This is a genomic window from Streptomyces ruber, assembly GCF_014648075.1.
Lineage (GTDB): Bacteria > Actinomycetota > Actinomycetes > Streptomycetales > Streptomycetaceae > Streptomyces > Streptomyces ruber.
This window is the reverse complement of the sequence record NZ_BMQK01000003.1, coordinates 102,782-127,869: the sequence shown is the minus strand read 5'-3', so window position 1 is coordinate 127,869 and position 25,088 is coordinate 102,782. Positions and strand designations below refer to the sequence as shown.

General features: G+C 73.1%; 20 protein-coding genes. 13 read left to right on the top strand and 7 right to left on the bottom strand.

What is annotated here, in order from left to right; all coding sequences use genetic code 11:
• Positions 1–135 precede the first annotated feature (135 nt).
• A complete protein-coding gene (locus IEZ04_RS08730) occupies positions 136–849 on the top strand; it encodes a TetR/AcrR family transcriptional regulator (RefSeq protein ID WP_189216151.1) in 714 nt (237 codons plus the stop codon).
• Here the strand turns inward: IEZ04_RS08730 and IEZ04_RS08725 are convergent.
• Positions 837–2,339, bottom strand: coding sequence for an LVIVD repeat-containing protein (locus IEZ04_RS08725; RefSeq protein ID WP_189216150.1), 1,503 nt, complete (start codon positions 2,337–2,339; stop codon positions 837–839). The two genes, IEZ04_RS08730 and IEZ04_RS08725, sit on opposite strands and share 13 nt — an antisense overlap.
• Positions 2,340–2,534: 195 nt before the next feature.
• On the opposite strand from IEZ04_RS08725, the gene IEZ04_RS08720 reads away from it, so the two are divergent.
• The gene (locus IEZ04_RS08720; protein ID WP_189216149.1) at positions 2,535–3,209 is read left to right on the top strand and encodes a DUF305 domain-containing protein; all 675 of its coding nucleotides are present in this window, start codon (positions 2,535–2,537) and stop codon (positions 3,207–3,209) included.
• A 36-nt stretch (positions 3,210–3,245) separates the two neighbouring features.
• On the opposite strand, the gene IEZ04_RS08715 is transcribed toward IEZ04_RS08720, so the two are convergent.
• Positions 3,246–3,734 (bottom strand): DUF6214 family protein, encoded by a 489-nt coding sequence (locus tag IEZ04_RS08715; protein WP_189216148.1) that lies wholly within the window; start codon positions 3,732–3,734, stop codon positions 3,246–3,248.
• Positions 3,735–4,055: 321 nt separating this feature from the next.
• On the opposite strand from IEZ04_RS08715, the gene IEZ04_RS08710 reads away from it, so the two are divergent.
• On the top strand, positions 4,056–5,417 hold the full coding sequence (locus IEZ04_RS08710; protein ID WP_189216147.1) for an FAD-dependent oxidoreductase: 1,362 nt from the start codon (positions 4,056–4,058) through the stop codon (positions 5,415–5,417).
• Here IEZ04_RS08710 and IEZ04_RS08705 read toward each other — a convergent pair.
• Positions 5,382–5,789: an ArsR/SmtB family transcription factor gene (locus tag IEZ04_RS08705; RefSeq protein ID WP_189216146.1), complete on the bottom strand. Its 408-nt coding sequence runs from the start codon at positions 5,787–5,789 to the stop codon at positions 5,382–5,384. The two genes, IEZ04_RS08710 and IEZ04_RS08705, sit on opposite strands and share 36 nt — an antisense overlap.
• 169 nt (positions 5,790–5,958) lie before the next feature.
• Here IEZ04_RS08705 and IEZ04_RS08700 point away from each other — a divergent pair, with 169 nt between their 5' ends.
• On the top strand, positions 5,959–7,041 hold the full coding sequence (locus tag IEZ04_RS08700) for an NADH:flavin oxidoreductase/NADH oxidase (protein WP_189216145.1): 1,083 nt from the start codon (positions 5,959–5,961) through the stop codon (positions 7,039–7,041).
• Between the two features lie 69 nt (positions 7,042–7,110).
• Here IEZ04_RS08700 and IEZ04_RS08695 read toward each other — a convergent pair whose 3' ends face one another.
• The gene (locus tag IEZ04_RS08695; RefSeq protein ID WP_189216144.1) at positions 7,111–9,489 is read right to left on the bottom strand and encodes a SpoIIE family protein phosphatase; all 2,379 of its coding nucleotides are present in this window, start codon (positions 9,487–9,489) and stop codon (positions 7,111–7,113) included.
• A 209-nt stretch (positions 9,490–9,698) separates the two neighbouring features.
• Between IEZ04_RS08695 and IEZ04_RS08690 the strand changes: the two genes are divergently transcribed.
• From IEZ04_RS08690 to IEZ04_RS08675, 4 genes are all read left to right on the top strand, one after another.
• Complete coding sequence (locus IEZ04_RS08690) at positions 9,699–10,793, top strand: WD40/YVTN/BNR-like repeat-containing protein (protein WP_189216143.1); 1,095 nt, start codon at positions 9,699–9,701, stop codon at positions 10,791–10,793.
• Between the two features lie 196 nt (positions 10,794–10,989).
• Positions 10,990–11,667, top strand: coding sequence for a uracil-DNA glycosylase (locus IEZ04_RS08685; protein ID WP_189216142.1), 678 nt, complete (start codon positions 10,990–10,992; stop codon positions 11,665–11,667).
• 77 nt (positions 11,668–11,744) lie between these two features.
• Positions 11,745–12,698, top strand: coding sequence for an N-acetylglucosamine kinase (locus IEZ04_RS08680; protein WP_189216618.1), 954 nt, complete (start codon positions 11,745–11,747; stop codon positions 12,696–12,698).
• A 201-nt stretch (positions 12,699–12,899) separates the two neighbouring features.
• A complete protein-coding gene (locus IEZ04_RS08675) occupies positions 12,900–13,823 on the top strand; it encodes a sirohydrochlorin chelatase (RefSeq protein WP_189216141.1) in 924 nt (307 codons plus the stop codon).
• Between the two features lie 183 nt (positions 13,824–14,006).
• On the opposite strand, the gene IEZ04_RS08670 is transcribed toward IEZ04_RS08675, so the two are convergent.
• Positions 14,007–15,110: a lactonase family protein gene (locus IEZ04_RS08670; protein WP_189216140.1), complete on the bottom strand. Its 1,104-nt coding sequence runs from the start codon at positions 15,108–15,110 to the stop codon at positions 14,007–14,009.
• Positions 15,111–15,307: 197 nt separating this feature from the next.
• Positions 15,308–16,795, bottom strand: coding sequence for an FUSC family protein (locus IEZ04_RS08665; RefSeq protein WP_189216139.1), 1,488 nt, complete (start codon positions 16,793–16,795; stop codon positions 15,308–15,310).
• 274 nt (positions 16,796–17,069) lie between these two features.
• Between IEZ04_RS08665 and IEZ04_RS08660 the strand changes: the two genes are divergently transcribed.
• The 5 genes from IEZ04_RS08660 (at position 17,070) to IEZ04_RS08640 (ending at position 22,473) form a co-directional block, all read left to right on the top strand.
• Positions 17,070–17,624 carry an Lrp/AsnC family transcriptional regulator gene (locus IEZ04_RS08660; RefSeq protein ID WP_229820904.1) on the top strand — a complete coding sequence of 185 codons (555 nt, stop codon included), beginning with the start codon at positions 17,070–17,072 and terminating at the stop codon, positions 17,622–17,624.
• A gap of 37 nt (positions 17,625–17,661) precedes the next feature.
• Positions 17,662–18,357: an HAD family hydrolase gene (locus IEZ04_RS08655; protein WP_189216138.1), complete on the top strand. Its 696-nt coding sequence runs from the start codon at positions 17,662–17,664 to the stop codon at positions 18,355–18,357.
• Between the two features lie 555 nt (positions 18,358–18,912).
• Positions 18,913–20,424, top strand: coding sequence for a family 2B encapsulin nanocompartment shell protein (locus tag IEZ04_RS08650; RefSeq protein ID WP_189216137.1), 1,512 nt, complete (start codon positions 18,913–18,915; stop codon positions 20,422–20,424).
• Positions 20,421–21,512 (top strand): family 2 encapsulin nanocompartment cargo protein terpene cyclase, encoded by a 1,092-nt coding sequence (locus tag IEZ04_RS08645; RefSeq protein ID WP_373296275.1) that lies wholly within the window; start codon positions 20,421–20,423, stop codon positions 21,510–21,512. Before IEZ04_RS08650 ends, IEZ04_RS08645 begins: the two co-directional genes overlap by 4 nt.
• Positions 21,513–21,603: 91 nt before the next feature.
• Complete coding sequence (locus tag IEZ04_RS08640; protein WP_189216617.1) at positions 21,604–22,473, top strand: geranyl diphosphate 2-C-methyltransferase; 870 nt, start codon at positions 21,604–21,606, stop codon at positions 22,471–22,473.
• Between the two features lie 124 nt (positions 22,474–22,597).
• Here the strand turns inward: IEZ04_RS08640 and IEZ04_RS08635 are convergent, their stop codons facing one another.
• Positions 22,598–24,718, bottom strand: a complete 2,121-nt coding sequence (locus IEZ04_RS08635) for a LamG domain-containing protein (protein ID WP_189216135.1) — start codon at positions 24,716–24,718, stop codon at positions 22,598–22,600.
• Positions 24,719–25,088 lie beyond the last annotated feature (370 nt).

Genomic DNA, 25,088 nt, shown 5'->3' with positions numbered 1-25,088 from the left:
GAGTGAGGCCGTCCGTCCCGGACCATCCCCCGCGTGGCCCGGGACGGACGGCTGTCCAGGGGCGTCCGCACAGGGTGAGCTCCTGGGTGCGCTGAGTATAGTTGGCTGGCAGCCAGTCAACGCAGGAGTTACAGGATGTCCCCGCGCAGCGCCTCGGTCAATGAAGAATTGCGGCGACGGTCCCGGGAACGGCTCCTTCAGGCTGCGGTCGAACTGGTCGGCGAGCGCGGCTACGAGGCGACGACGCTGGGGGCCATCGCGGACCGGGCCGGATCGGCGCGCGGGCTGGTGTCCTACTACTTCCCAGGCAAGCGCCAGTTGGTGCAGTCGGCCGTGCACCGGCTCATGCACCGCACACTGGAGGAGGCGCTGGAGCGCGAGCCGCGCACCGAGGACGGCCGGGAACGGATGGCGCGGGCGATCGACGCGATCCTGGGGCTGGCCCGGGACCAACCCGTACTGATGCGCCAGCACATGGCGGGGCTGCTCGATGCCGAGGGGTTCATGCAGTGCCCCGAACAGCGTCGGCTCGGCGAACTGCTGGGGGACACGGTCGCACGCCACGGCCGCACGGACGCCACCGCGGGGTATCCGCTGCTGCGTTCCCTGCTCATGGGCGCGGTGTACGCGATGGTGCTCCCCAACGTGCCGTTACCCCTCACCGTGCTGAGGGCCGAACTGTTCGAGCGGTACGGACTGGACTGGGAGTCGGGCGCCCCGCCGGACCCCGAGGGGTCCGGCGGGGCGGCACGCGACAAGGATCTGTCACGCTTCTTCTCGACGGAACGGTGCCGTACGGACGCACCGGCCGCCCGTCGGCCACGGCGGCCGGGCGGTCAGCCGAAGTAGTCCGGCTGGGTCTGGACGTTCAGCTCGTCCGTGCGGACGCGCTTCGCCGGGTCCGTGCGGCGGTCGTCGATCTTCAGCACGTCGAAGCCCTTGGCCATGTCGTTCGAGTAGATGTAGCCGTTGTAGTAGTACGCCGACCACGAGCCACCGCCCAGGCTGCCGTCGAGGGACAGCGGGCCCCGCTCGAAGTAGGCGATCTCCTTGGGCCTGGCGGAGTCGGTGAAGTCCCAGACGGAGACACCGCCCTGGTACCAGGCCTGGACCATGATGTCCTTGCCCTTGACCGGGATCAGCGAGCCGTTGTGGGCGACGCAGTTCTCGGCGTCCGACTGGTGCCGGGGGATCTTGTAGTAGCTGCGGAACTCCAGCTTCAGCTTGTCGCCCTTGCCGACGATGTCGTAGATGCCGTTGGCCCCGCGGTCCGGGCCGATCTCCGCGTTGCAGGTGGCCGCGCCGCCGCCGCCCAGCTCGTCGGTGAAGACGACCTTGTCCGCCTTCTGATTGAAGGTCGCCGAGTGCCAGAACGCGAAGTTCACGTTGTCCTGGACCCGTTCGATCACCTTCGGACGCTCCGGGTCCTTGATGGAGAACAGGATGCCGTCGCCCATGCAGGCACCCGCCGCCAGGTCCTTGGACGGCAGCACGGTGATGTCGTGGCAGCCCGTGGTCTTGGACACGCCCGGGTTGGTGGGCGCGCCCGGGTTGCCGCCGCCGTCCACGCCCTCACCGGGGAAGAGCACCGGGAAGCCCACCACGGCCGCCTTCTGCGGGGCCTTGCGCGGCACCTTGATGACCGAGATGCCGTCGTGCGGGGGCTGGCAGTCGGGGAAGGACGCGCTCGGCGAGTACGAGGAGACGTAGATGTACACGTCCTTGCGCTCGGGCACCAGCGTGTGGGTGTGCGAACCGCAGGCGGTCTCGACGGCGGCGACGTACTTCGGGTTGCGCTTGTCGCTGATGTCGAAGACCTTCATGCCCTCCCACGAGGACTTCTCCGTGGCGGGCTGCGTGGTGCTGTTGCAGGAACTGTCGCTGCGCGAGGAGTCGGTGGACAGGAAGAGCAGGTCGCCGTCGACCGAGATGTCGTTCTGCGAGCCGGGACAGAGGACCTGGGAGACGGTCCTGGGCTTCTTCGGGTTGCTGATGTCGAAGATGCGGAAGCCGTCGTAGTTGCCGGCGAAGGCGTACTTGCCCTGGAAGGCCAGGTCCGAGTTGGTGCCGGGCAGCGCGTCCTTGGGGACGTTGGCGACGTGCTCGATGTTGGCGGAGTGGACGATCTCGTCCACCCCGGGTATCTCCCCGTTCTCGATCGCCTTCCGTGCCTCGTTGACGTCGTTCTTCGAGACCTCCGTCCTTCCGACGGGGGCGTCCCCGGGGTCGGGGGTCGCGGCCGCCGGGGCCGCCGTGAGCAGCGCGGCGAGCAGCCCGGCCGCCGTGGCGGCGACTCCCAGGCGTCTGCGCCGCGTTCGCGGGTCGTTCAACAGGGTCACTGCGTCCTCCCTTGTAGCCGTTCGCAGATGAACGGTTCACGGACCACCGGAAGTATCGTCTTCGGCATGCTCAGATCAACAGATGGAAACGCACCTGTAACGAATTCTTCTGATCACTCGCGCGTGCAACCGTGCTAGACCGGTGAGCAACATTCGCAAGGGGTCCGTCAGTTCTGTGCCCATCCGGAGGCCACTGTGCTCGTTCGCCGCACGTCCCGTGCACCGCTGATCGCCGCCTCGCTGACGGCCGCCGTCCTCGTGCTCGCGGGCTGCGACTCCGGGCCGGACTCCGGCGGGGACAGGGATCCGGCCAGGGCGGCCGGCCCGTCGGTGATCGCTCCCGGCCTGCCGGGCGAGGCCGCCGAGACCCTTTCCGCCGCCGACGCGCAGAAGCGGCGCGCCGAGGACGACTCGCCCAACTCGGCGGACTTCGCCTACGCCCGGATGATGATCGAGCACCACGGCCAGGCCCTGGAGATGGCCGGACTCGTCCCCGAGCGCGCCGATTCGGACAAGGTGAAGCGGCTCGCCGAGCGGATCACGGCCGCGCAGCAGCCGGAGATCGCCATGATGGAGAGCTGGCTGAAATCGAACGGCGAGGACAAGCAGGGCGGTCCGGACGGTCACGCCCACGATCACGGGACGATGCCCGGCATGGCGACCGAGGCCCAGCTGGAAAAGCTGCGCGCGGCGCGGGGCGAGGCCTTCGACGAGCTGTTCCTGAAACTGATGATCACGCATCACGACGGCGCGGTCACCATGGCCACGGACGTGAAGGCACAGGGCAACAACATCCGGATCGAGGAGATGGCCGACGACGTCATCGCGCAGCAGACGTCCGAGATCAGCCGGATGCGCCGGATGCCGTGAGACGGCCGGCGCCCGGCCGCGGCGCGCCGGGTGACCTCAGCGGCGTACGTGGCGGGGCGCCAGCAGTCCGGCGTCGCGCGCGCCCGCGATCAGCCTGAGCGACCTGCGGCGGCTGTGGCCGGTCGCGCACATCACGGCGAGCACGGGGTCGGCGCCCCGCTCCTGGGCCGCGCGGTACTCCTCGGCGACCCTGCGGCGCCCCTCGGCACCGCGCGGCCAGCCGGGCCGGACGTGCCGTGAGACCGCGTCCTCCGGCCCGCGCGCTCCTCGGGGGTCGCCGGGTGGTCCGGGCGGCCCCGACCGGGCCACGACGCACGCCTCGAAGAGCGGCCCCTCGAGCCAGTCGGCCAGCAGGGCCAGGTCGTCGAGTGCCAGGGGCGGCTCGGAGCGCACCTCCTCGAGGGAGACCCGCCCCCCGGCCGCCACCGCGAGCGCGTCGACGCGGGCGCCGTCGGCGAAGGCCAGCCGGGCGTGGAACCACACCGCGACCCCGGCCCGGTCGCGCACCTGCCACGCGGGCCACACGTGGACGTCGCCCCCGTCGCCGCCATCACCACCCGCACTATCCGGCCAATTTCGATCAGAAAGATTCAGAAATGCTCCAACCGTCACCTATGGAACGTAAGTGAATGATCACACCGTGAACGAAGAGGCACGCACGCCAAGGCCGCCCACCGCACCCCGTCAGCGCAGCGGCCCCCGTACGACGCCCGCGCCACCCGCCGCACCGCCCGCCGCACCGGCTCCGCGCGCGTATGGCGTACCGCCTTCGCGCCCTCTCCCCCGCCGCCCGGTGCGGTGCGATGCTGAAGGCATCAGCGATCTCCTCCCGTAAGGAGCTCCGCAGTGCTGCGTGTCGCCGTCGTCGGCTCGGGACCGAGCGGGGTCTACTCCGCCCAGAGCCTCGTCCAGCAGGACCCCGCGGTACGCGTCGACGTGCTGGACCGGCTGCCGTGCCCGTACGGCCTGGTGCGCTACGGCGTCGCGCCGGACCACGAGAAGATCAAGTCGCTGCAGAACACCCTGCGCACCGTGCTGGAGCACGACCGGGTGCGCTTCCTGGGCGGGGTGGAGATCGGCCCGGCGGGGCTGCCGGCCGCCCGGCTGCGCGAGCTGTACCACGCGGTCGTGTACTGCGTGGGGGCCGCCACCGACCGCCGGCTCGGCATCCCCGGCGAGGAGCTGCGCGGCAGCTGGTCGGCGACGGAGTTCGTGTCCTGGTACAGCGCGCACCCGGACTGCGTCGCGGACACCTTCCTGAGCGGGGCGCGCACGGCGGTGGTGATCGGCGTCGGCAACGTCGCGGTGGACGTGACCCGGATGCTGGCGCGGGGCGTCACCGAGCTGAGCCCCACCGACATGCCCCAGGCCGCGCTCAGCGCGCTCGCCGCCAGCGAGGTCACCGAGGTCCACATGGTGGGGCGGCGCGGCCCGTCCCAGGCCCGCTTCACCACCAAGGAGCTGCGCGAACTGGGGACCCTGCCGGACACCCGGGTCACCGTCGAGCGGGCGGACCTGGAGCTCGACCCCGGGTACGGCGACCCGGCGGCCCTCCCCGGCCCCCTGCGCCGCAACGTGGAGGTGCTGCGCGACTGGGCGGGCGCGGCCGCCCCCGGCGCGCCCCCGCCCCGGCACCGCCTGCGGCTGCGCTTCTTCCTGCGGCCCGTGGCGTTCCTGCCGGACGACGCCGGCGGGGACCGGGTGGGCGCGGTGCGTTTCGAGCGGACGGAGCCGGACGGCCGCGGCGGGGTGACCGGCACCGGGCGGTTCGAGGAGATCGAGGCCCAGCTCGTGCTGCGGTCCGTGGGGTACCGCGGGGTGCCGCTGGAGGGGCTGCCGTTCGACGCCGGGCGCGGCACGGTGCCGCACCTGGCCGGGCGGGTGCTGCGCGAGGGCGTGGTCGCGCCGGGCGAGTACGTGGCCGGGTGGATCAAGCGGGGCCCGACCGGAGTGATCGGCACCAACCGGCCCTGCGCCAAGGAGACGGTGGCCTCGCTGCTCGCGGACGCGCCCGCGCTCGTACGGCGCGAGCTGCCGGACGATCCGCTCGCCGTCCTGCGGGCCGAGGGGCGCACGCCCGTGGACTGGTCCGGCTGGCAGGCGATCGAGCGCGCCGAGGCGGAGCTCGGGGCGTCGCTCGGGCGGAGCGTGGTCAAGCTGTCCGACTGGACCTCACTGCTGGCCGCGGCGCGGGGCGGCGTGGCCTGACGGAAGGGCCGGCCCGCTCCCGAGGCGGGCGTCCTGGCGGGCGGCCGCGTCGAGGACGCCGGCGAGGAGACCGGGGAACAGGTCGTCCAGGTCGTCCTCGCGCAGGCCGTTCAGTTTCGCGGTGCCCCGGTAGACCTGCCGGATCACCCCGGTCTCGCGCAGCACGCGGAAGTGGTGCGTGCTCGTGGACTTGGTGACCGGCAGGTCGAACTGCGAACAGGAGAGTTCGTCGCCGACGGCGGCGAGCTCCCGCACGATCCGGAGCCGCATCGGATCCGACAGGGCCTGCAGCACGCCCTCCAGGCGGATCTCCTCGCGCGGCGGGTGCGGCAGATCGCGGCTGCCTGCACTGACAGGGGCGGGGGTCGTCACGGCGGCTCCACTTCGTCCGGGGCGGGTGTCTCCGGGCGTATTCCGGGATCCCTCATGGGATTCCTCATGGCCGTTCATTGTACGAGAGTCATCGTAGTTTGACATCCGCCGTACTACGATGACTATCGTACGAACGATACCCCGGTCCCCCACACGAACGGAGTCTGCCGTGAGCGCGCTCTTCGAGCCCTACACCCTGCGTGAACTGACCTTCCCCAACCGGGTGTGGATGCCTCCGATGTGCCAGTACTCGGCCGCCCCGGAGGGTCCTGAGACCGGCGCGCCCAACGACTGGCACTTCGCGCACTACGCGGCGCGCGCCACCGGCGGCACGGGCCTGATCATCGTGGAGGCCACCGCCGTCAGCCCCGAGGGCCGTATCTCCCCCTACGACCTCGGCATCTGGAACGACACCCAGGTCGAGGCCTTCCGCCGGATCACCGACTTCCTGAGGACGCAGAACACCGTCCCCGGCATCCAGCTCGCGCACGCCGGCCGCAAGGCCTCGACCGAGCGCACCTGGAAGGGCGGCGAGCCGATCGCGGCCGGCGAGGGGTACGGCTGGCAGCCGCTCGCGCCGAGCGCCGTGCCGTTCCAGGAGGGCCACCCGGTCCCCGCCGAACTCACCGTCGAGCAGATCCGCGAGCACGTCGCCCTGTTCGCGGACGCGGCCCGCCGCGCCCTGGCCGCCGGTTTCGAGGTCGCCGAGATCCACGGCGCCCACGGCTACCTGATCAACGAGTTCCTCTCCCCGCACTCCAACAAGCGCGACGACGAGTACGGCGGCTCGTACGAGAACCGCGTCCGCTTCGCCCTGGAGGTCGTCGACGCCGTACGGGAGGTGTGGCCCGAGGACAAGCCGCTGTTCTTCCGCATCTCGGCCACCGACTGGCTGGAGGAGGGGGGCTGGACGGCCGACGACACGGTGCGCTTCGCCGCCGAGCTGAAGGACCACGGCGTGGACCTGCTCGACGTGTCGACCGGCGGCAACGCCTCCGGCGTGCGCATCCCCACCGGCCCCGGCTACCAGGTCGAGTTCGCCGCGCGCGTGAAGGCCGAGACCTCGCTCCCGGTCGCCGCCGTGGGCCTGATCACGGAGGCCGAGCAGGCCGAGAAGATCCTGGTCAACGGGGAGGCGGACGCGGTGCTGCTGGGCCGCGAGCTGCTGCGCGACCCGTCGTTCGCGCAGCACGCCGCCCGCGCGCTCGGCGCCGAGCCGCACGTCCCGCACCAGTACCACCGGTCGGTCTGACGCCTGCGACGCCCGCGTACGGAGCGGCCCCCTCCGAATCACCGGAGGGGGCCGCTCCGTTCGTGGCCCTCATACCCCCGGCAGCGACTGCTCCGCCCAGATGGTCTTGCCGTTGCGGTTCGGGCGGGTGCCCCAGCGGTCGGTGAGCTGGGCGACCAGGAGGAGTCCCCGGCCGCCCTCGTCGTAGGTGCGGGCCCGCCGCAGATGCGGTGAGGTGCTGCTGGCGTCGGAGACCTCGCAGATCAGCGAGTTGTCGCGGATGAGCCGCAACTGGATGGGGGCACCGCCGTAGCGGATGGCGTTGGTGACCAGTTCGCTCACCACCAGCTCGGTGACGAAGGCCACCTCCTCCAGGCCCCAGCGGGCGAGCTGCTCGACGGTGTGCTGACGGGCGGTGGCGACCATCGCCGGGTCGGCGGGCATGTCCCAGACGGCCACCCGGTCCGCGTCCAGGGCCTCGGTGCGGGCGATCAGCAGGGCCACGTCGTCGGTGGGGGTGTCCGGCAGACAGGTACGCAGCACGGTGTCGCACAGGTCGTCGAGGTCCTCGGCGGGGGCCTCGAGGGCGGCGCACAGGGCCCGCAGGCCCGAGTCCACGTCGAGCTCGCGGCCCTCGACCAGCCCGTCGGTGTACAGGGCCAGCAGGCAGCCCTCCGGAAGCTGGATCTCGGTCGCCTCGAACGGCAGCCCGCCGACCCCGAGCATCGGACCGGCGGACACCTCGACGATCCGTACGCTGCCCTCGGGCAGCCGGACGACGGGCGGAGGATGGCCGGCGGAGGCGAGCGTGCAGCGCCGGGACACCGGGTCGTAGACGGCGTACAGGCAGGTCGCCGCGATCTCCCCGGTCTCCCGGCTCTCGTCGGTCGCGAGGTGTCCGACCAGGTCGTCGAGGTGGGTGAGCAACTCGTCCGGCGGCAGGTCGACGTCGGCCAGCGTCCACACGGCCGTACGGAGCCGGCCCATGGTCACGGAGGCGTGGATGCCGTGGCCCACGACGTCGCCGACGACCAGCGCCACCCGGGTGCCGGACAGCGGGATCACGTCGAACCAGTCGCCGCCCACGCCGGCCTGCGACAGCGCGGGCTGGTACCGGGACGCGATCTCGACGGCCACCTGGCCCGTGAGGGCCTGCGGCAGCAGACTGCGCTGCAGGGCCAGTGCGGTGGTCCGCTCCCGCGTGTAACGGCGGGCGTTGTCCGCGCACACGGCGGCCCGGCTGGCCAGCTCCTGCGCCAGCGACACGTCGTGGCGGTCGAAGGCGACGGGCTGCTCGGGCCGCAGCGTCCGGGCGAACATGGCCACGCCCAGCGTCGTGCCCCGCGCCACCAGGGGCACCGCCATCAGGGACAGGTCCCGGCCCCGCCACCCGCTCAGCCAGGGGCGCCGGACGGCCCGCCGCTCCAGCCAGTCGTCGACGTCGGGGGTCCCGGTCCGGGCGAGCACGATCTCGCCGGAGGCCAGCGCACGCGCGGGCGGCGAGGTCGGCGGGTGGCTCTCCACCGCGCCCAGTTCCGTCAGGGGGCGCGGCAGCGGGGAGCCGAGGGAGTGGTGGGCGACCCGGCACAGCTTCGCCTCACCGCCGACGACGCCCGAGGGCGGCTCCTCGCCGCTGAGCACCGATTCGAGGAGGTCCACGGCCGCGACGTCCGCGAACCGGGGCACGACCAGGCCGACCAGTTCCTCGGCGGTGTGGGTCACGTCCAGCTGGGTGCCGAGCGCGTCGGCGGCCTCGTTCAGGATGGCCAGCCGCTGCCGGGCCAGGTACTGCTCGCTGCTGTCCTGGGCGGCGAGCGCGGTACCGATCACTTCGCCCGAGGAGTCGCGCACCGGCCACATCTCGATGTTCCAGGCGTACATGCGCCGTCCGGTCGGCCCGCTCGTCCGGCTCTCCCAGTGGACCGGCCGCCCGGTCTCCACCACCAGCCGCAGGTGGCGCAGGAAACTGGCGTCCTCCGCGGTGTCCGGGAAGAAGGGCCGGTGCCTCAGCTCCGACTCCGGCCGCTCGAGGACCCGGCTGGCCGCGTCGTTCATACGGAGGTAGCGCTGCTCGGTGTCGAAGACGGACATCGGCATGGAGGCCTGCCGGAAGACCGCCTCGACCAGGAGGCGCTCACGGTCGTCCGGCACCGCGCTGATCACATAGGCGGGCCGCCCGCCCCGTACGGGACACGCCCGGACCGTGAGATCCGTCCGGTGTCCGTCCCGGTGGCGCAGGACCACCGTCGCGGCGCCGCCCCCGCACAGGCTCCGCCACGCCCCGGCCGGATCGCCGCCCCCCGGGTCCACCAGATCGGTCACGGGCCGGCCGGTGACCTCGGCGGCCGGGTAGCCGCTCAGCCGGCGCGCCCCCTCGCTCCAGCCCGTCACGGTGCCGTGCGCGTCGACCACGGCCAGGGCGTCACCGGCCGGGTCCGTCCGCTCGGGGCCACGCGGAGCCGTCACCATATGTCCAAGAATGACCCCGTAGGGCAGCGCCATCAAGCCGGGGTCCGGCCGCCCGCGGCCCCCGACGGCACGCGCCGCGGGCTCGGTCACGGGTCCGTGCCGCGGGCTCACGTCGCCCACCTGGGGTTTCGCCCGCATCGAGGTGACTGTCAGTGCCGGGGTGCAGACTGACTGCCGTCTGAGACAACGACGTCCCGGAGGTGGTCGGCATGACCGGCGTCCTGCTCACCGTAGGCACACGCAAGGGTCTGTTCATCGGGCGGCGGCGCGGCGGTTCCCGGCAGAGCTGGGATTTCGACGAGAGCCCGTACTTCAACGCGCAGGCCGTGTACTCGATCGCCATCGACACCCGCCGGGACACGCCCCGGCTGCTCGTCGGGGGCGACAGCGCGCACTGGGGCCCCTCGGTGTTCCACTCCGACGACCTGGGACGGACCTGGACCGAGCCCGCCCAGGCACCCGTCAGGTTCCCCGAGGACACCGGCGCCTCACTGGAGCGGGTCTGGCAGCTGCACCCGTCGGCGGCCGAACCGGACGTGGTGTACGCGGGCACGGAACCGGCCGCCCTGTACCGCTCCGAGGACCGGGGGGAGAGCTTCGCACTCGTCCGGCCGCTCTGGGAGCACCCCACGCGCGGCAGGTGGATGCCCGGTGGCGGCGGCGAGGGGCTGCACACCGTCCTCACCGACGGGCGCGACCCGCGGGCCGTGACGGTCGCCGTCTCCGCGGCCGGGGTGTTCCGCACCGCGGACGGCGGCGCGAGCTGGTCCCCCTCGAACTCCGGGGTCGCCGCGGGGTTCCTGCCCGACCCGAATCCCGAGTTCGGCCAGTGCGTGCACAAGATCGCGCGGGACGCGGCCGTCCCCGACCGGCTGTACCTGCAGAACCACTGGGGTGTGTACCGCAGCGACGACGCGGGCACGCACTGGACGGACATCGGCGAGGGCCTTCCCTCGACGTTCGGGTTCGCCATGGCCGCCCACCCGCGCCGCGGGGACACCGCCTACGTCTTCCCGATCAACGCCGACGTGGACCGGGTACCGGCCGGCCGGCGCTGCCGCGTCTTCCGGACGGCGGACGCGGGCAAGAGCTGGGAGCCGCTCACCGCCGGACTGCCGGACACCGACCACTACGGCACGGTGCTGCGCGACGCGATGTGCACGGACGGCGCGGACCCGGCGGGCGTGTACTTCGGCAACCGCAACGGCGAGGTGTACGCCTCGGCCGACGACGGCGACAGCTGGCGGCGGCTCGCGTCCCACCTGCCGGACGTGCTGTGCGTGCGCGCGGCGGTCGTGGACTGACACCGGGACGGAGGGGGAGGACGAGCGAGAGGAGAGTGCCCGTGGGACGGTCCGCGCGGCCGGGGGAAGAGCGTCCGCGTCACGGTGTGTCAAGTCCGCCCGGGAGGCGACCCGTTCCTCAACCGACCGGTCATTCCCCGTCGTACGGCGGTCACTGGTTGATCGTCGTCGCGCGGACGGCAGTAGGGTGACGCCCGTGGCACCACGACCCTTGCATGAAATCGTCGAGGCGGGCTGGGCGAAGGCCCTGGACCCCGTGGCCGGGCGGATCGCGGAGATGGGGGACTTCCTGCGCGCCGAGATCGCCGCGGGACGCACCTACCTCCCGGCCGGGGCGAACGTCCTGCGGGCCTTCCGGCAGCCCTTCGACGACGTCCGCGTCCTGATCGTCGGTCAGGACCCGTACCCGACGCCCGGACACGCGGTGGGGCTCTCCTTCTCGGTCGCGCCGGACGTGCGGCCGCTGCCGGGCAGCCTCATCAACATCTTCCGCGAACTGCAGGCCGACCTCGCGCTGCCCCAGCCGTCGAACGGCGACCTGACACCGTGGACCGAGCAGGGCGTCCTGCTGCTCAACAGAGCGCTCACCACGGCTCCCCGGCGCCCCGCGGCACACCGCGGCAAGGGCTGGGAGGAGGTCACGGAGCAGGCGATCAGGGCGCTGGTGGCGCGCGGCCGTCCGCTGGTGTCCGTCCTGTGGGGCCGGGACGCCCGCAACCTCCGCCCCCTGCTCGGCGACTACCCGTCCATCGAGTCCGCCCATCCCTCGCCCATGTCGGCGGACCGGGGCTTCTTCGGCTCCCGCCCGTTCAGCCGCGCCAACGACCTGCTGCTGAGGCAGGGAGCGCAGCCGGTGGACTGGCGCCTGCCGTGACCGCCGCGGGGCCGGGACCGCTTCCGGCCGCACCGTCGCCGCCGGGCGGCCCCGGCGGCGATCCGGCCTCGCCCGTCGTGCTGGCCGTGGACTCGGGGGGCTCCGGTCTGCGGGCCGTGCTGGCGGCGGGCGGTGCGGCGCTCGGTGCTCCCGTGGTCTCGGACGAGCCCGTGCGGATCGGGGACCGGGGCGTGGACGCCGGGCACCTGCTGGGCCAGCTGCTGCCCATGGCACGGCAGTTGCTCGGTGCCGCGGGCTCCGGGCCGCCGCGGGCGGTCGTGATCGGCGCCACCGGGTTCGCCGCCCTCGGCGACCGGATGCGCGCCGAACTGCCGTCCGCGCTGGCCCGTGAGTTCGGTGCGCCCAGGATCGCCCTGGTAGCCGACGCGGTCACCGCCTACACCGGCGCCCTCGGCACGCGGCCCGGCGCGGTGGTCGCCGCCGGCACCGGGCTGATCGCGATCGGCACCGACCTGCGGAGCTGGCGCAGGGCGGACGGCTGGGGACATCTGCTGGGCGACTGCGGCGGCGGGGCGTGGATCGGCCGGGCGGGCCTGGAGGCGGCGCTGCGCGCCCACGACGGCCGCCCCGGCGGCTCGGCCGCCCTGCTGGCGTCCGCCGAGGAGATGTTCGGCCCCGTCGACGGGCTGCCCGGACGCCTGTACCCCCGTACCGACCGTCCCGCCGTGCTCGCCTCCTTCGCCCCGCAGGTCGCCGCCCGCGCCGGGCACGACCCGGTGGCCGCGGACATCCTGCGCGCGGCGGCCCGGCACATGGCCGACTCCGCGGCAGCGGTCTGCCCGCCCGCCGACGAGCCCCTGGTCGCGTTCACCGGGGGCGTCCTCCGCATGGGCGAGCCCCTCCTCGTACCCCTGGAGACGGAGCTGAAGGAACGGCTGCCGCACGCGCGCCACGTGCCGGCCGAGGGCGACCCGCTGCACGGTGCGGTCCGGATCGCCACCGAGCTGGCGGCCGGCGCCCTCGCTCTGCCGCGCGACGGGCGGATGCTGTACGAGGTGGCCGGAAACTGACGTCCGGGAAGGGCTTCGCCCCCTCTTGCCGGGCACACCTTCCTCCGCTCCCCGCTCCCGCCCCGAGACACCGCACGTCATGGCGGGCGGCACGATTCCGCGCCGACCAGCGGGTGACCCATCAGACAAATGCGGACGGATACCGCTCACCTGCACCCTCTCCGAACAGGGGAACCCAGGAAGCCAGTAGCATGCGACGCCATGAGCTCCCCCACTGGGCCCGCATCCGGCCTGCCTGTACGAATGCCGCGACCCCGCCAGCCCGGGCGGCACCGCCGTCCGGAACCCCTGGTGGCTCCCGAAGACGCGCCCGCGCTCGTCCTCGCGGTGCCGGGCACGCCCAGCGCCGCCACGCGCAGCCTCGCCGAGGAGGTCGTGAGCATCGCCCGCTCCGAACTCCCCGGCCTGGACGCGCGGATCGGGTACGTCGACGGGGACGGTGACGAGTTCCCGACCCTGCAGTCGGTGCTCACGCGCGCCGGCGAGGAGCGCACGGCCCGTTACGAGCACGCGCGCGCCGCCGGTCTGGACGTGAAGGAGCCCGACGGGCCCGTCGGCGTGGTCGTGCCCCTGCTGGCCGGTCCGAACGGCTCGCTGCTGCGCCAGATCCGCCAGGCCGTGATGGAGAGCCGCGTCGGCGCCGAGCTGACCGATGTCCTCGGTCCGCACCCGCTGCTCGCCGAGGCGCTGCACGTGCGGCTCTCCGAGGCGGGTCTGGCGCGCGCCGACCGCGCCCGGCTGTTCACCGTGGCGACGGCCGCGGACGGCATCATCCTGGCGTCCGTGGGCGGCGACGAGGCCGTGCAGGCCGCCGGGATCACGGGCATGCTGCTGGCCGCGCGGCTCGCCGTGCCGGTGATGGCGGCGGCGCTCGACGACGACGGCTCGATCGTGTCCGTCGCGGAGCAGCTGCGTTCCGCCGGCTCTCAGCAGCTCGCGCTCGCCCCGTACCTGATCGGCCCGGAGATCGACGCCGGTCTGCTGGAGGCTGCCGCCGAGGAGGCGGGCTGCTCCGCGGCCGAGGCGCTCGGCGCGTACCCGGCGATCGGCAAGCTGGTGCTGTCCAAGTACACGACGGCGCTCGGCATCGCCCCGCAGCAGCCGCAGAGCATGCCGGCCCGCTGAGCCGTCCGGCACCCGATCGCTCCCGTACGCGGTGAGGGCCCGCTCCCGATGCAGGAGCGGACCCTCACGTCGTACGGCGGCCTGTGCTCCGGACGGCGGCCTGTGCTCCGGACGGCAGCCCGTGGGCCGGACGGCAGCCCGTAGGCCGGACGGCAGCCCGTAGGCCGGACGGCGGCGCGTGCGTCAGCCGAGCACCACGCACGACGCGGCGGGCACCGTGACCGAGCCGCCGCGCCGGGGCACGCCCGTGTCCGGGTCGAACCCGAACCACGTGACGTCCCCGGAGCGCTCGTTGGCGACGTACAGGAACCGCCCGGAGACGGTGAGCGCGCGCGGCCAGTGCCCGCCGCAGGGCACCGTCTCCACCAGCCGCAGCGTCCCGCCGTCCCCGTCCACCGCGAGCACGGACAGCACGTCCCGGCCACGGGTCGCCGTCCACACGAAGCGGCCGTCGGCCGACACGGCGATCCCGGAGGGGTACGCGTCGCCTTTCACGGGCCCCGCCAGCAGCGGGACCTCACCGAGGGGACGCAGCCGGCCCGCCGCCGCGTCCCACCGGCAGACGGTGACGACCGGGGCCAGTTCGTGCACCACGTAGGCGTGCCGGCCGTCCGGATGGAAGGCCAGGTGGCGCGGCCCCGAGCCGGGCCGCAGCGCGGTCTCGTGGTGCGGGACGGGCACCCCGGCGTCCAGCGTGTACACGAGGACCGAGTCCGTACCGAGGTCGACGCCGACGGCCCAGCGGCCGCTGGGGTCGGCCTGCACCTGGTGGGCGTGCGGCCCCCGCTGGCGCTCCGGGTGCGGGCCGGAGCCGGTGTGCCGGAACACCCCGGAGGCCGCTTCCGCGAGGCTGCCGTCGGCGCGCAGCGGTACGGCCGAGACGCTACCGGAGCCGTAGTCGGCGGTCAGGACGTGGCCGGCGAACAGACCGAGGTGCGTGGGGCCGCCGCCGGGCACGGGCACCGGCGGCCCCGCCGGCACGAGGGCGCCGTGGCCGGTCACGCGGTAGGCGGCCACGGCGCCCTCGTCGGTCTCGCTGACCGCGTAGAGCAGGTCGCCGCCGGGTGACAGGGCGAGGTACGACGGATTCGGGACATCGCCCGCCCCGCCCGCACCGTGCGCGCCGTCGGTGCCGTCGGTGCCGTCGGTGCCGTTCGAGCCACCGAGCAGGGTGAGCGCGCCGCTCTCCCCGTCCACCGCCGCCACGACGATGCCGGGCCCGCCCGCCGTCGTGAACGATCCGATGAACGCCCGTTCTCCCCGCCCGTGTGCCTCTTTCTCCGCCATCGCCGTCCCCTTCCGCCGTTCCGCCCGTTCCGGTCAGTTCCGGTCCGTTCAGCCCGCTCCGGTCCGCTCCGGTCCGTTCAGCCCGCTCCGGTCCACTCCGGTCCGCTCCGGTCCGTCCCGGGACAGACGGTAGCAGCAGGTCTAGACCAAATGGGTACAGTCGGCGGGCCGCCGGTGGCGTGCCGGTGCCCTGCCGGTCAGGCGCCGGCCAGCGGAGTGCGCCGCAGGGGCGCGGCCAGGGCGGTGAGCGCCCGCTCCAGACCGTGCAGGTGCGCGAGGGCCTGCTCCGCGCCCGGGTGATGTCCCGGTGCCCCCGCGTGCGCCGGTACGGCGCGCTCCGGTACGGCTCCGACCAGGGTCTCCACCGCCGTCTCCACCCGCAGGCACGCGGCCGTGAGACGGGCGTCGTGCGAGGCGTCCGGATCGGTGGCGACCGCCACCAGACCGCGCGCCTCCCGGGCGCAGTCGTCCAGCAGGGCGAGCACTTGGCGGGCCCGCTCCTTGCGCGCCCGCAGAGGGTTGAGCGGGTGCACGAGAGGGGCGACCGACAGCCGTACGCGCCCCAGCAGCACCTCGAGCTCTGCCGCGCGCGAGGCAGGGTCCGCGGCGGCGTCCCCCGCCAGCCGCCGGGCCGCCGCGGCGGTGCACCCGTGCACGGCGTGCAGGGCCCGCCGCACCCAGCGGTCGGTGACGGTGTGCGTGGTGACGGGCAGCACCAGCGCCACGGCGAGCACGGCGCCGACGGCGCCGACGGCCGTCTCCGTGAACCGCAGCACCAGCAGCCCCGGGTGCAGCACACCGAGCAGCCCGTACAGCAGACCGGCCATCACGGTGACGAAGAACATCATCCAGCTGTAGGAGAGCGGCGCCGTGTAGAAGATGCCGAACACGCAGACGGCGACGAGCACGGCGGTCGGCGCCGGGGCGCCGTGCAGGGGCACGGCGACGAGCAGTCCGGCCGCGATCCCGGTGACCGTCCCGAGGACGCGCCGGAAGCCGCGAACGAGCGTCTCGCCCCGCGAGGCCGTGTTGACGAAGATCCACCAGGCGGCGCCCACGGCCCAGTACCAGCGGGTCTCGGAGACGACCTGCCCGGCGGCGAGCGCGAAGGCGCAGGCGGCCGTGGCCTGGAAGGCCTGCCGTGTGGTCGGCCGGGCCAGCCCGCGCCCGCCGAGCGGAGGGGGCACGACGGCCGGCGGGACGCGCCGCTCGACGCACCAGGCGCCGAAGCGCACGCCGAACGCCACGACCAGCGCCAGTGCCATCGCGCCGTACAGTTCCGGGAGCTGACCCGGTACCGCGTGCAGGAACTGGGTGACGAAGAAGGTCATGAACGCGAAGATGCCGAGCGCATGGCCCCGCGGCCCCCAGCGGCGGGCGTAGACCCCGCAGAAGACGACGACGAGCCAGCTCGCGTCCCGCAGCGCCGGCGAACCGTGCAGGGTGGTCGCGAGCGCGAGGACCGGGAAACCGACGACCGGCAGCAGCGCCGTGGTGGCCGCCTGGCCGCGCACGGTGGCGTCGGCGACGGTGAACAGCGCCAGCAGGGCCGCGAGTCCGCCGGTGATCGAGGCGGTCAGCGACAGCCCGGCCAGTTCCGACGCGGCCACCGCGAGGCCGATACCGAGCACCGCGCGCAACGACACCCGCAGCCGCAGCAGGCCCGGATCCGGAGCCATGAACATTCTCTTCACCGCCGGCAACACGCCCCTCCCGAACAAGCACTCAAGTACGCGGGACATCCGGAGCGCCCCGACCACCGGGACCACCCGGACCACGCAGACACGGGAATGGCGCCGCGGGCACGGATCCGGCCTCATTGCCGTCCTGCGCTGCGCGGCGCCATCGTCGGTGATCAGGAAAGCATCACTACGGCAATGGCTCAACAGGACGCCGCGAAGCTGGGCCATTGGTACACTGATCCCCGTTCACTCAAAGCCACCGGGAGGCCAACGGACCATGGCCGTGGACGAACTCGACACCCGCATCCTGCGACTGCTCCTGGAACAACCGCGCACCAGCGCCCGCGAGTACGCCCGCATCCTCGGCGTCGCACGCGGCACCCTGCAGGCCCGCCTGGACCGTCTGGAGCGGGAGGGAGTGATCACCGGTTCGGGCGTCTCGCTGTCGCCCGCCGCCCTCGGCCACCCGGTCCTCGCCTTCGTGCACATCGAGGTCACCCAGGGCCATCTCGACGACGTGGGCGAGGCCCTGGCCGCCGTGCCGGAGATCATCGAGGCGTTCTCGATCACGGGCGGCGGCGATCTGCTGACCCGGGTCGTGGCGCGCGACAACGCCCACCTGGAGGATGTGATCCAGAAGGTGATCAGCCTGCCCGGCGTGGTCCGCACCCGCACCGAGGTGGCGCTGCGCGAACGCGTGCCGCGCCGGCTGCTGCCGCTGGTGGAGTCGATCGGCCGGGCGGCAGCCGGGGAACGGCCGTCGACGCCCGGCCCCCGCCCGGCGCCCGGCCCCCGCCCGGCGTCCGGACCACGCCCGGCGTCCGGGGGCTGACTCCCGGAGCCCCGATCACCCTTGGCATCCTGGCCCCATGAGCATCCTCGGTAGCACCTCGGTCGTCTTCGATCTCGACGGAACGCTCGTGGACAGCGAACCCGCCTACTTCGAGGCGGGCCGGCGGACTCTCGCCGCGCAGGGCGTCACGGACTTCACCTGGGCGGACCACGAGCAGTACGTGGGCATCAGCACGCGGGAGACGATCGCCCTGTGGAGGGAGCGGTACGGCCTCGACGCCCCGGCCGAGGAGCTGCTCGCCGACAAGAACCGCCGGTACCTGGAACTGGCGCGGGCCCATACGCGCGCGTACCCGGAGATGCGGACGTTCGTCGGTCTGCTGGCGGACGCGGGGGTGCCGATGGCGGTGGCCTCCGGTTCGTCGCGGGAGGCGATCGAGGCGATCCTGACCGGTACGGGGCTCGCCGACCGGCTGAGGACGGTCGTCTCGGCCGACGAGGTCGCCCACGGCAAGCCGGCGCCCGACGTGTTCCTGGAGGCCGCGCGGCGGCTGGGCGCCGCTCCCGCCGACTGTGTGGTCGTGGAGGACGCGGCTCCGGGCGCGGCCGCAGCGCACGCGGCCGGCATGCGCTGCATCGCGGTCCCGTACCTCGCCGCGCAGGAGGACGACCCGGCGTTCGCCACGGCGGAACTGCTGGTACGCGGCGGCCAGCGGGCGTTCAGCGCCCGGAAGGCCATGGACTGGCTCGCGCTCCCGGCCCGCCCCGCCTGACCCGAGGCGGGTCGGGCGGGGCGGGCAGGTCAGGCGGGCGGACAGGTCACGCGAAGGCGCGTCCGCCGACACCCACACAGGACACAGGGGACGCGGGCGGCGCGCGCAGGAAGACCACGCGCCGGGGGCACGCGCGAGGTGTCACCGGGCCACGCCCGCCACGGCAGCAGACGTTCGCGCGCCCTCCGCGCCGGTGAGCAGGTACAGGAGACCGGCGCAGGAGCACACGCATCCCTGTCGCACAGGCCCGTGCGACAGCTCCGTACCACCAGGGCTCGGAAAGCGCCCCTTTCACGCGGTGCACGACCGCCACCGAGGCTGTTTGTCTTGTCCTGCAGCACGCACAGCCCGACCGCACGAACCGCCACGAGGCTCCGTCCGTGTCCCCGGCCTCCCGCGGACACCGAACGTCCCATCCGTACGGAACAGCCCGGCCCGCCCACGGCCGCACGGCCGTACCGCGGCGCCCTCCCGCGCCGGCCACCGCGGGGCTCCCGGCCCTTCCGCCTGTCCCCGTCCTCGTCCGCTCAACATCTCGCCTTCGTCCGTACATGCATGGGAGGGACAGTGACCGTCCCGGACAGCTCGCCGGAGAACCCGGCCGGCCCGGAGCACCCGCATCACCCGCAACACCCGGATCACCCGGGTGACACCGTCGGCGCCACGGCGCCCGGCGGACCCGACGACGCGCGGCAGTTCACCAGCCTCGGTACCCGAGCGGCGCGTCAGCTCGCCACGACCACCAAGTCCGTGCCGCAGATGCAGGCCATCACCTCGCGGTGGCTGCTCAGGATGCTGCCGTGGGTGGATGTCAGGGGCGGCACCTACCGGGTGAACCGCCGGCTCCAGCTGCGCGTCGGCCGGGGCCGGGTGCAGTTCGAGCACAACGGCGGCGACCGCGTCAGTGTCGTCCCGCGGACGCTCACCGAACTCCCGGCTTTGCGCGGCTACTCCGACACGGACGTGCTGCGGGAGCTCGCCGCACGGTTCCGGGTGCGCACCGTCCGCGCCGGTCAGGTCCTCTTCGAGGCCGGGCAGCCCGTGACCGAGACGTATCTGGTCGTCCACGGCCGGTTCACCCGCTACACGACCGGACGGTACGGCGAGGAGGAGGTCCTCGGGGTCGTCACGGACGGCGAGGGCCTGGGCGACGAGACGGTGGGCCGCGCCGACCCGCTGTGGCTCGGGTCGGTCCGGGCCGAGACCCCGGGAACGGTGCTCGCCCTCCCCGGGGACGCCCTCGCGGACCTCGTGGAGCGCGTCCCGTCCCTGGCCGCCCATCTGGACGCCTTCACGCGGCGGCAGCGCGAGCCCATGAACCGCAAGGGCGAGGCCGCGGTTCCCGTACAGGCCGGACACGTGGGCGAGCCCGTCGTCCCCGGCGGTTTCGTCGACTACGAGCTGACCCCGCGCGAGTACGAGCTGTCCCTGACGCAGACGGTGCTGCGCGTGCACACCCGGGTCGCCGATCTCTTCAACGACCCGATGGACCAGACGGAGCAGCAACTCCGTCTGACCGTCGAGGAGGTCCGCGAACGCCAGGAGTGGGAGCTGGTCAACAACCCCGAGTTCGGGTTGCTGCACAACATCGACCACTCGCAGCGCATCAGCACCTTCTCCGGTCCGCCCACCCCGGACGACCTCGACGAACTGCTGACGATGCGCCGCGGCACCCGGATGTTCCTCGCGCACCCGAAGGCGATCGCGGCCTTCCTCCGGCAGTGCAACCGGCGTGGACTGGTGCCCGGCACCGTGGACGTCGACGGGCACCAGGTACCCGCGTGGCGCGGCGTCCCGATGTTCCCCTGCGGCAAGATCCCGATCGGTCCGCAGCACACGAGCAGCATCATCGCGCTGCGCACCGGTGAGAAGAACCAGGGAGTCGTCGGTCTCCACCAGACCGGCATCCCCGAGGAGTACGAGCCCGCGCTCAACGTGCGTTTCATGGGCATCGACCGGGCGGCGGTCACCAGTTATCTCGTGACCGCCTACTACTCCCTGGCCATCCTGGTGCCCGACGCCGCGGGCGCCCTGGAGAACGTCCAGGTCGGGCGGGTGCCGGAATGAGCACTTCGCCATCGGCGTCCGACGCATCCGGCGTGCCCCGGGAATCCGGCGCCCCGCAGGTCTGGCGGCTGCCCGGGCCGCCGAGCCCGCCCCGTATCACGCCGTCCCGGCGCGGCGGAGCGGTTCCCGGGCTGCTGTACCGGCCCGCCGTCCCCGCCGATCCGGAGAAGGCGGCCGAGATCGACCGCAGGCTGGAGGCCTGGGCCGGTGAGCTGGAGCTGTTCCCCGAGGCATGGGCCGGGGACTTCGCGGGTTTCCGGTTCGGCCGGGCCGTCGTGCTCCAGCATCCGGGCGCCCTCGACCTGGAGCGCCTCACCGTGGCGGGGAAGCTGCTGCTGGCCGAGAACGTCGTCGACAGCTGCTACTGCGAGGCGGAGGAAGGCAGGGGCGGTTCACCGCGCGGCCTGGGAGGTCGGCTGATCATGGCCCAGTCGGCGCTCGATCCGTACCACGGCACCCCGGAGCTGGAGGAGGAGTGGCGGCACGGCGTGCGGGCGGACGGTCCGCTGCGTTCCTACCACTGGGCGCTGAAGGACTACGCCGCCTTCGCCACCCCGAGCCAGACCGGCCGTTTCGTGCACGACATCGCCCGGCTGCACATGGGCTACCTCGCCGAGGCGGCGTGGACGGAGATCCGGTACGTGCCGCGGGTCTGGGAGTACCTGGTGATGCGGCAGTTCAACAACTTCCGCCCCTGTCTGTCGATCGTCGACGCCGTGGACGGTTACGAGCTGCCCGAGCCGGTGTACGCCCGGCCCGAGATCCAGCGGATCACCGCCCTGGCCTGCAACGCCACCACGATCGTCAACGACCTGTACTCCTTCACCAAGGAACTGGCCGACCCCGCCCATCTCAACCTGCCCCGGGTCATCGCCGCCGATCAGCGGTGCGGGCTGAAGGCCGCCTACCTGGAGGCCGTCGAGATCCACAACCGGATCATGGCGGCGTTCGAGGAGGAATCCGCGGCCCTGTCCGCCACATCACCGCTGGTGGGGCGCTACGCCGCGGGTCTCGCCGCCTGGGTCTCCGGCAACCACGAGTGGCACGCCACCAACACCCACCGCTATCACCTGCCCGACTACTGGTGAGCCGCCCCTCCCGTCCCCGCGCGCACGTACCCCCCACGCGGCCAGCCCGCACGAACACGCACATCACGACCACGAGGAGTTCCCGTTGACCATGCTCGACGCCGACATCACGACGCCCTCGGTGCCGTCCCAGACCACGTACCAGAACCGCGTCGCGGCCTACTGGAACGCCGAGGAGAACCCGGTCAACCTCGAGCTCGGAAGGATCGACGACTTCTACCACCACCACTACGGCATCGGGGACGCCGACCGGTCCGTACTGGACGAGGCCGACCCGGACCGGCGCCGGGAGAAGATCACCGCCGAGCTGCACCGACTGGAGCAGGCCCAGGCCGAGCTGCTCGTCTCCCACCTCGGTGACCTCTCCCCCGCCGACCGGGTCTTCGACGCCGGCTGCGGGCGCGGCGGCGGCAGCGTGGTCGCCCATCTGCGCCACGGGTGCGGCGCCGACGGGGTCACGATCTCCCGCAAGCAGGCCGACTTCGCCAACGAGCAGGCGAGGCTGCGGGGCATCGCGCACAAGGTGCGCTACCACCACCGCGACATGCTCGACACCGGGTTCGCCCCCGGCACCTACGCGGCGTCCTGGAACAACGAGTCCACGATGTACGTGGAGCTGGACCTGCTGTTCGCGGAGCACGCCCGGCTGCTGCGCCGCGGCGGACGCTACGTCACCATCACCGGCTGCTACGACGACACGTACGGGCGGGCGTCCCGCGAGGTGTCCCTCATCAACGCCCACTACATCTGCGACATCCACCCCCGGTCGGAGTACTTCCGCGCCATGGCCCGCAACCGGCTCGTACCCGTCCACGTCCAGGACCTCACCGCGGCGGCCGTCCCCTACTGGGAACTGCGCAAGGAGGCCGACCACCTGGTCACGGGCATCGAGGACACCTTCCTGACCGCGTACGCGAACGGCAGCTTCCAGTACCTGCTGATCGCGGCCGACCGGGTCTGACCCGGCCGGGCTGGACCCGGTCCGCGGTGCGGGCCGGGCTCGTCCGCTGCCCGGGGGAGGACAGCGCAAGGGCGACTGGGGCCCACGGATGTGCCGACGAAGCCCTGGGCCGTCCTCCAGATCTCTAGTGGAGGTAGGCGAATGACCTCACCTGGGCCGCGGTGAGGGCTCCGCGGAACACGCGGACGGCGTCCGCCCCGCCGTGGAAGTACTCGCCCCAGCCGCCGTCGGCGGTGTGGCCACGGCCGATCTGCAGCGGGCCGGTGGCGCTCCAGGAGGCGTCGAACTCCGCGGTGGCCACGGCCTCGCCCCCGACGTACAGGGTGATGCGGCCTTCGGAGTCGTCGTACACGACGGCCACTTCGTCGGCGTAGGACGTCGGAGCACCGGGCCCGGCGACAACGGTCTCCGTGGCGCCCGGCTCGCTGCCGCTGGTGACGACCAGCTGCCACTCGGACGCGGCCGGGTCGTAACGGACCTTGAAGGCGTCGCTGTCGGCGTCGCCCTGGGACAGGACGGTCATCGGCCGGTCGGGGCTGGTGTCGGCGAAGCGGACCCACAGGCCGACACTGAAACTGTCCGCGGTGTCGACGACGGAACCGCCGGTGGCGGCGTAGTCGTCCGTGCCGTCCAGTGTCAGGTGGTCGTTGCCGTCGAGGGCGTCCGCCGGGAACTCGACGCACTCGGGGTCTTCGAGGCAGGCCGCGTAGTCGGGAGTGTAGAAGCCAGCGCCGCCGTGCAGGGTGAGCGGCTCGTCGCCGTACCGGTCGGGGATCACATCGTCGTCGGTCCGCTCGATGTCCCAGGCGGCGACCAGATCGGCGGGGCGGGCACCCAGCCTCTCGATCTCCTTGCGGGACACGACCCGGTCCCAGACGCGAACGTCGCCGAGCTCTCCCTGCCAGTGCGCACCGCCGTCATCGCGGGCGCGGCCGATCTGGAAGGCGCCGGGGGCGGCCATCGGTGCGACGCCGGTCTCGGAGGCGACCTCCTTGCCGTTGACGTGAAGGCGCAGGGTGTCGTCCTCGGTGTCGTACAGGCCGACCAGGTGGGCCCAGCCGCCGACGGAGGCGCTGCCGCCGGTGAGGGTGGTGCCGCCATAGCGGAAGACCCAGGTGGCCGGGCCGTCCGCGGTCGGGCGCAGGCCGAGGGTGAAGGTGGATGTGCCGTCGGCGGCGTCCTGGCTGGCCACCGTCATCGGAGTGTCGGTGGCGGCGGGACGGGCCCAGGCGGAGAGGGCGAAGGTTCTGGCGGTGTCCGTCGCGGGGGCGTCGGGGGTGAGGTAACTGTTGTTCCGGCCGTCGAGGGTGACGGTGGACGTGAGGTCGGTACGGGAGGGAGCAGGGGCGCCGAAGACGACGCCGTCCTCGGCGCGGGCCGCGGGGCCGGCCTCGGCGGCGGCGTTGTCGGCTCCGGCCGGATCGGCGAGCGTCCAGTGGGCGACGGGTGCGCGGCCGGCGGCGACGCGCATGTAGTGAGTCGTCTGGGAGCTGGACCGCCCGGCCCGGTCGACGGCACGGACCTGCACGTAGTAGACCCCGCTGTCCTCCGGCATCCACCGGACGGTGACCGGTCCGCCCGGCTCTTCGGGGCGGACCCGCGTGGTTCCGGCGCCGAGGACGGAATAGACATACTCGACGACATCCTCGGACGGGGAGTCGAACGTGAAGCTGCCGTAGACGCCGACGCCGTCGTGCCAGCTGCTGTCACCGTCCGGGTACTGCTCCGAGACGACCGTCGCCGGCTCGGGACTGACCGTGTCGATGATGAACCGGCAGGTGATACCGGGGGTTTCGTCGCTCCATGCGGAGGTCGCGCCCTCTTCGTCGACGGCCCGGACGTGCCAGGACACGACGGTGTCGGCCGGGAGCTCGGAGGGGGTCTGCCACATCCGGGTGATGGGGGACTGTACAACGCCGGAGGTGTGGCTGCGGCGCTGCTGGATCCCGTCGGCGCCGGTCCACCAGACCTCGAACTCGGCACCGGCCCGGTTGGACTCCCACTCCTCGTTGTCCTGCGTCGTGTCCTCGACGACGGCCCGGAGTTCGGGCGCGCCGGGAACGTGGACGGGTTCGCCGGAGCAGCCCTTGGTCCGGTTGACGGTGAGGGTGCCGGTGCTCGGCTGGAGCGGAGGAAGGTTCTCCCCGGCTGCCGTGGCAACGCCTGGCGTGGCCGCGAGCAGTACGGCTGCCAGTCCCGTGGCTGCGGCGGCGGTTCTGGCACGCCGGCCGGAATGCGTGTTCATACGGTTGGGTCCCCCCTGTGTCGATTCTCCGGTCCTGTGCGCGGGGGCCGTTCACCGTCTTCGGCCCGCGCAGGGGCCTCGCGGAGACTTGGGCTGTCATGCTCACCGTCAGTCTCGGGCTGCACGACTATAGAGCGATCTTCGAACGCATTCACACGGTTTCCCGGGTCGGCGCGCAATCGGCGGACTCCGCGGGACGGGCTCGCGAGGGACCCGGCGCGGCCGGGTGACGAAGAGCACGTCTGACGCAACCATTCCTGTCGCGGATTGACTTGTACGGCGCGGAGATGGACCACCGCGGTGTCGATGCACGCTGACCTTCTGCAGCGGTGATGCGCTGACCTCTTGAGCTCGCCACCCTTTGACGACA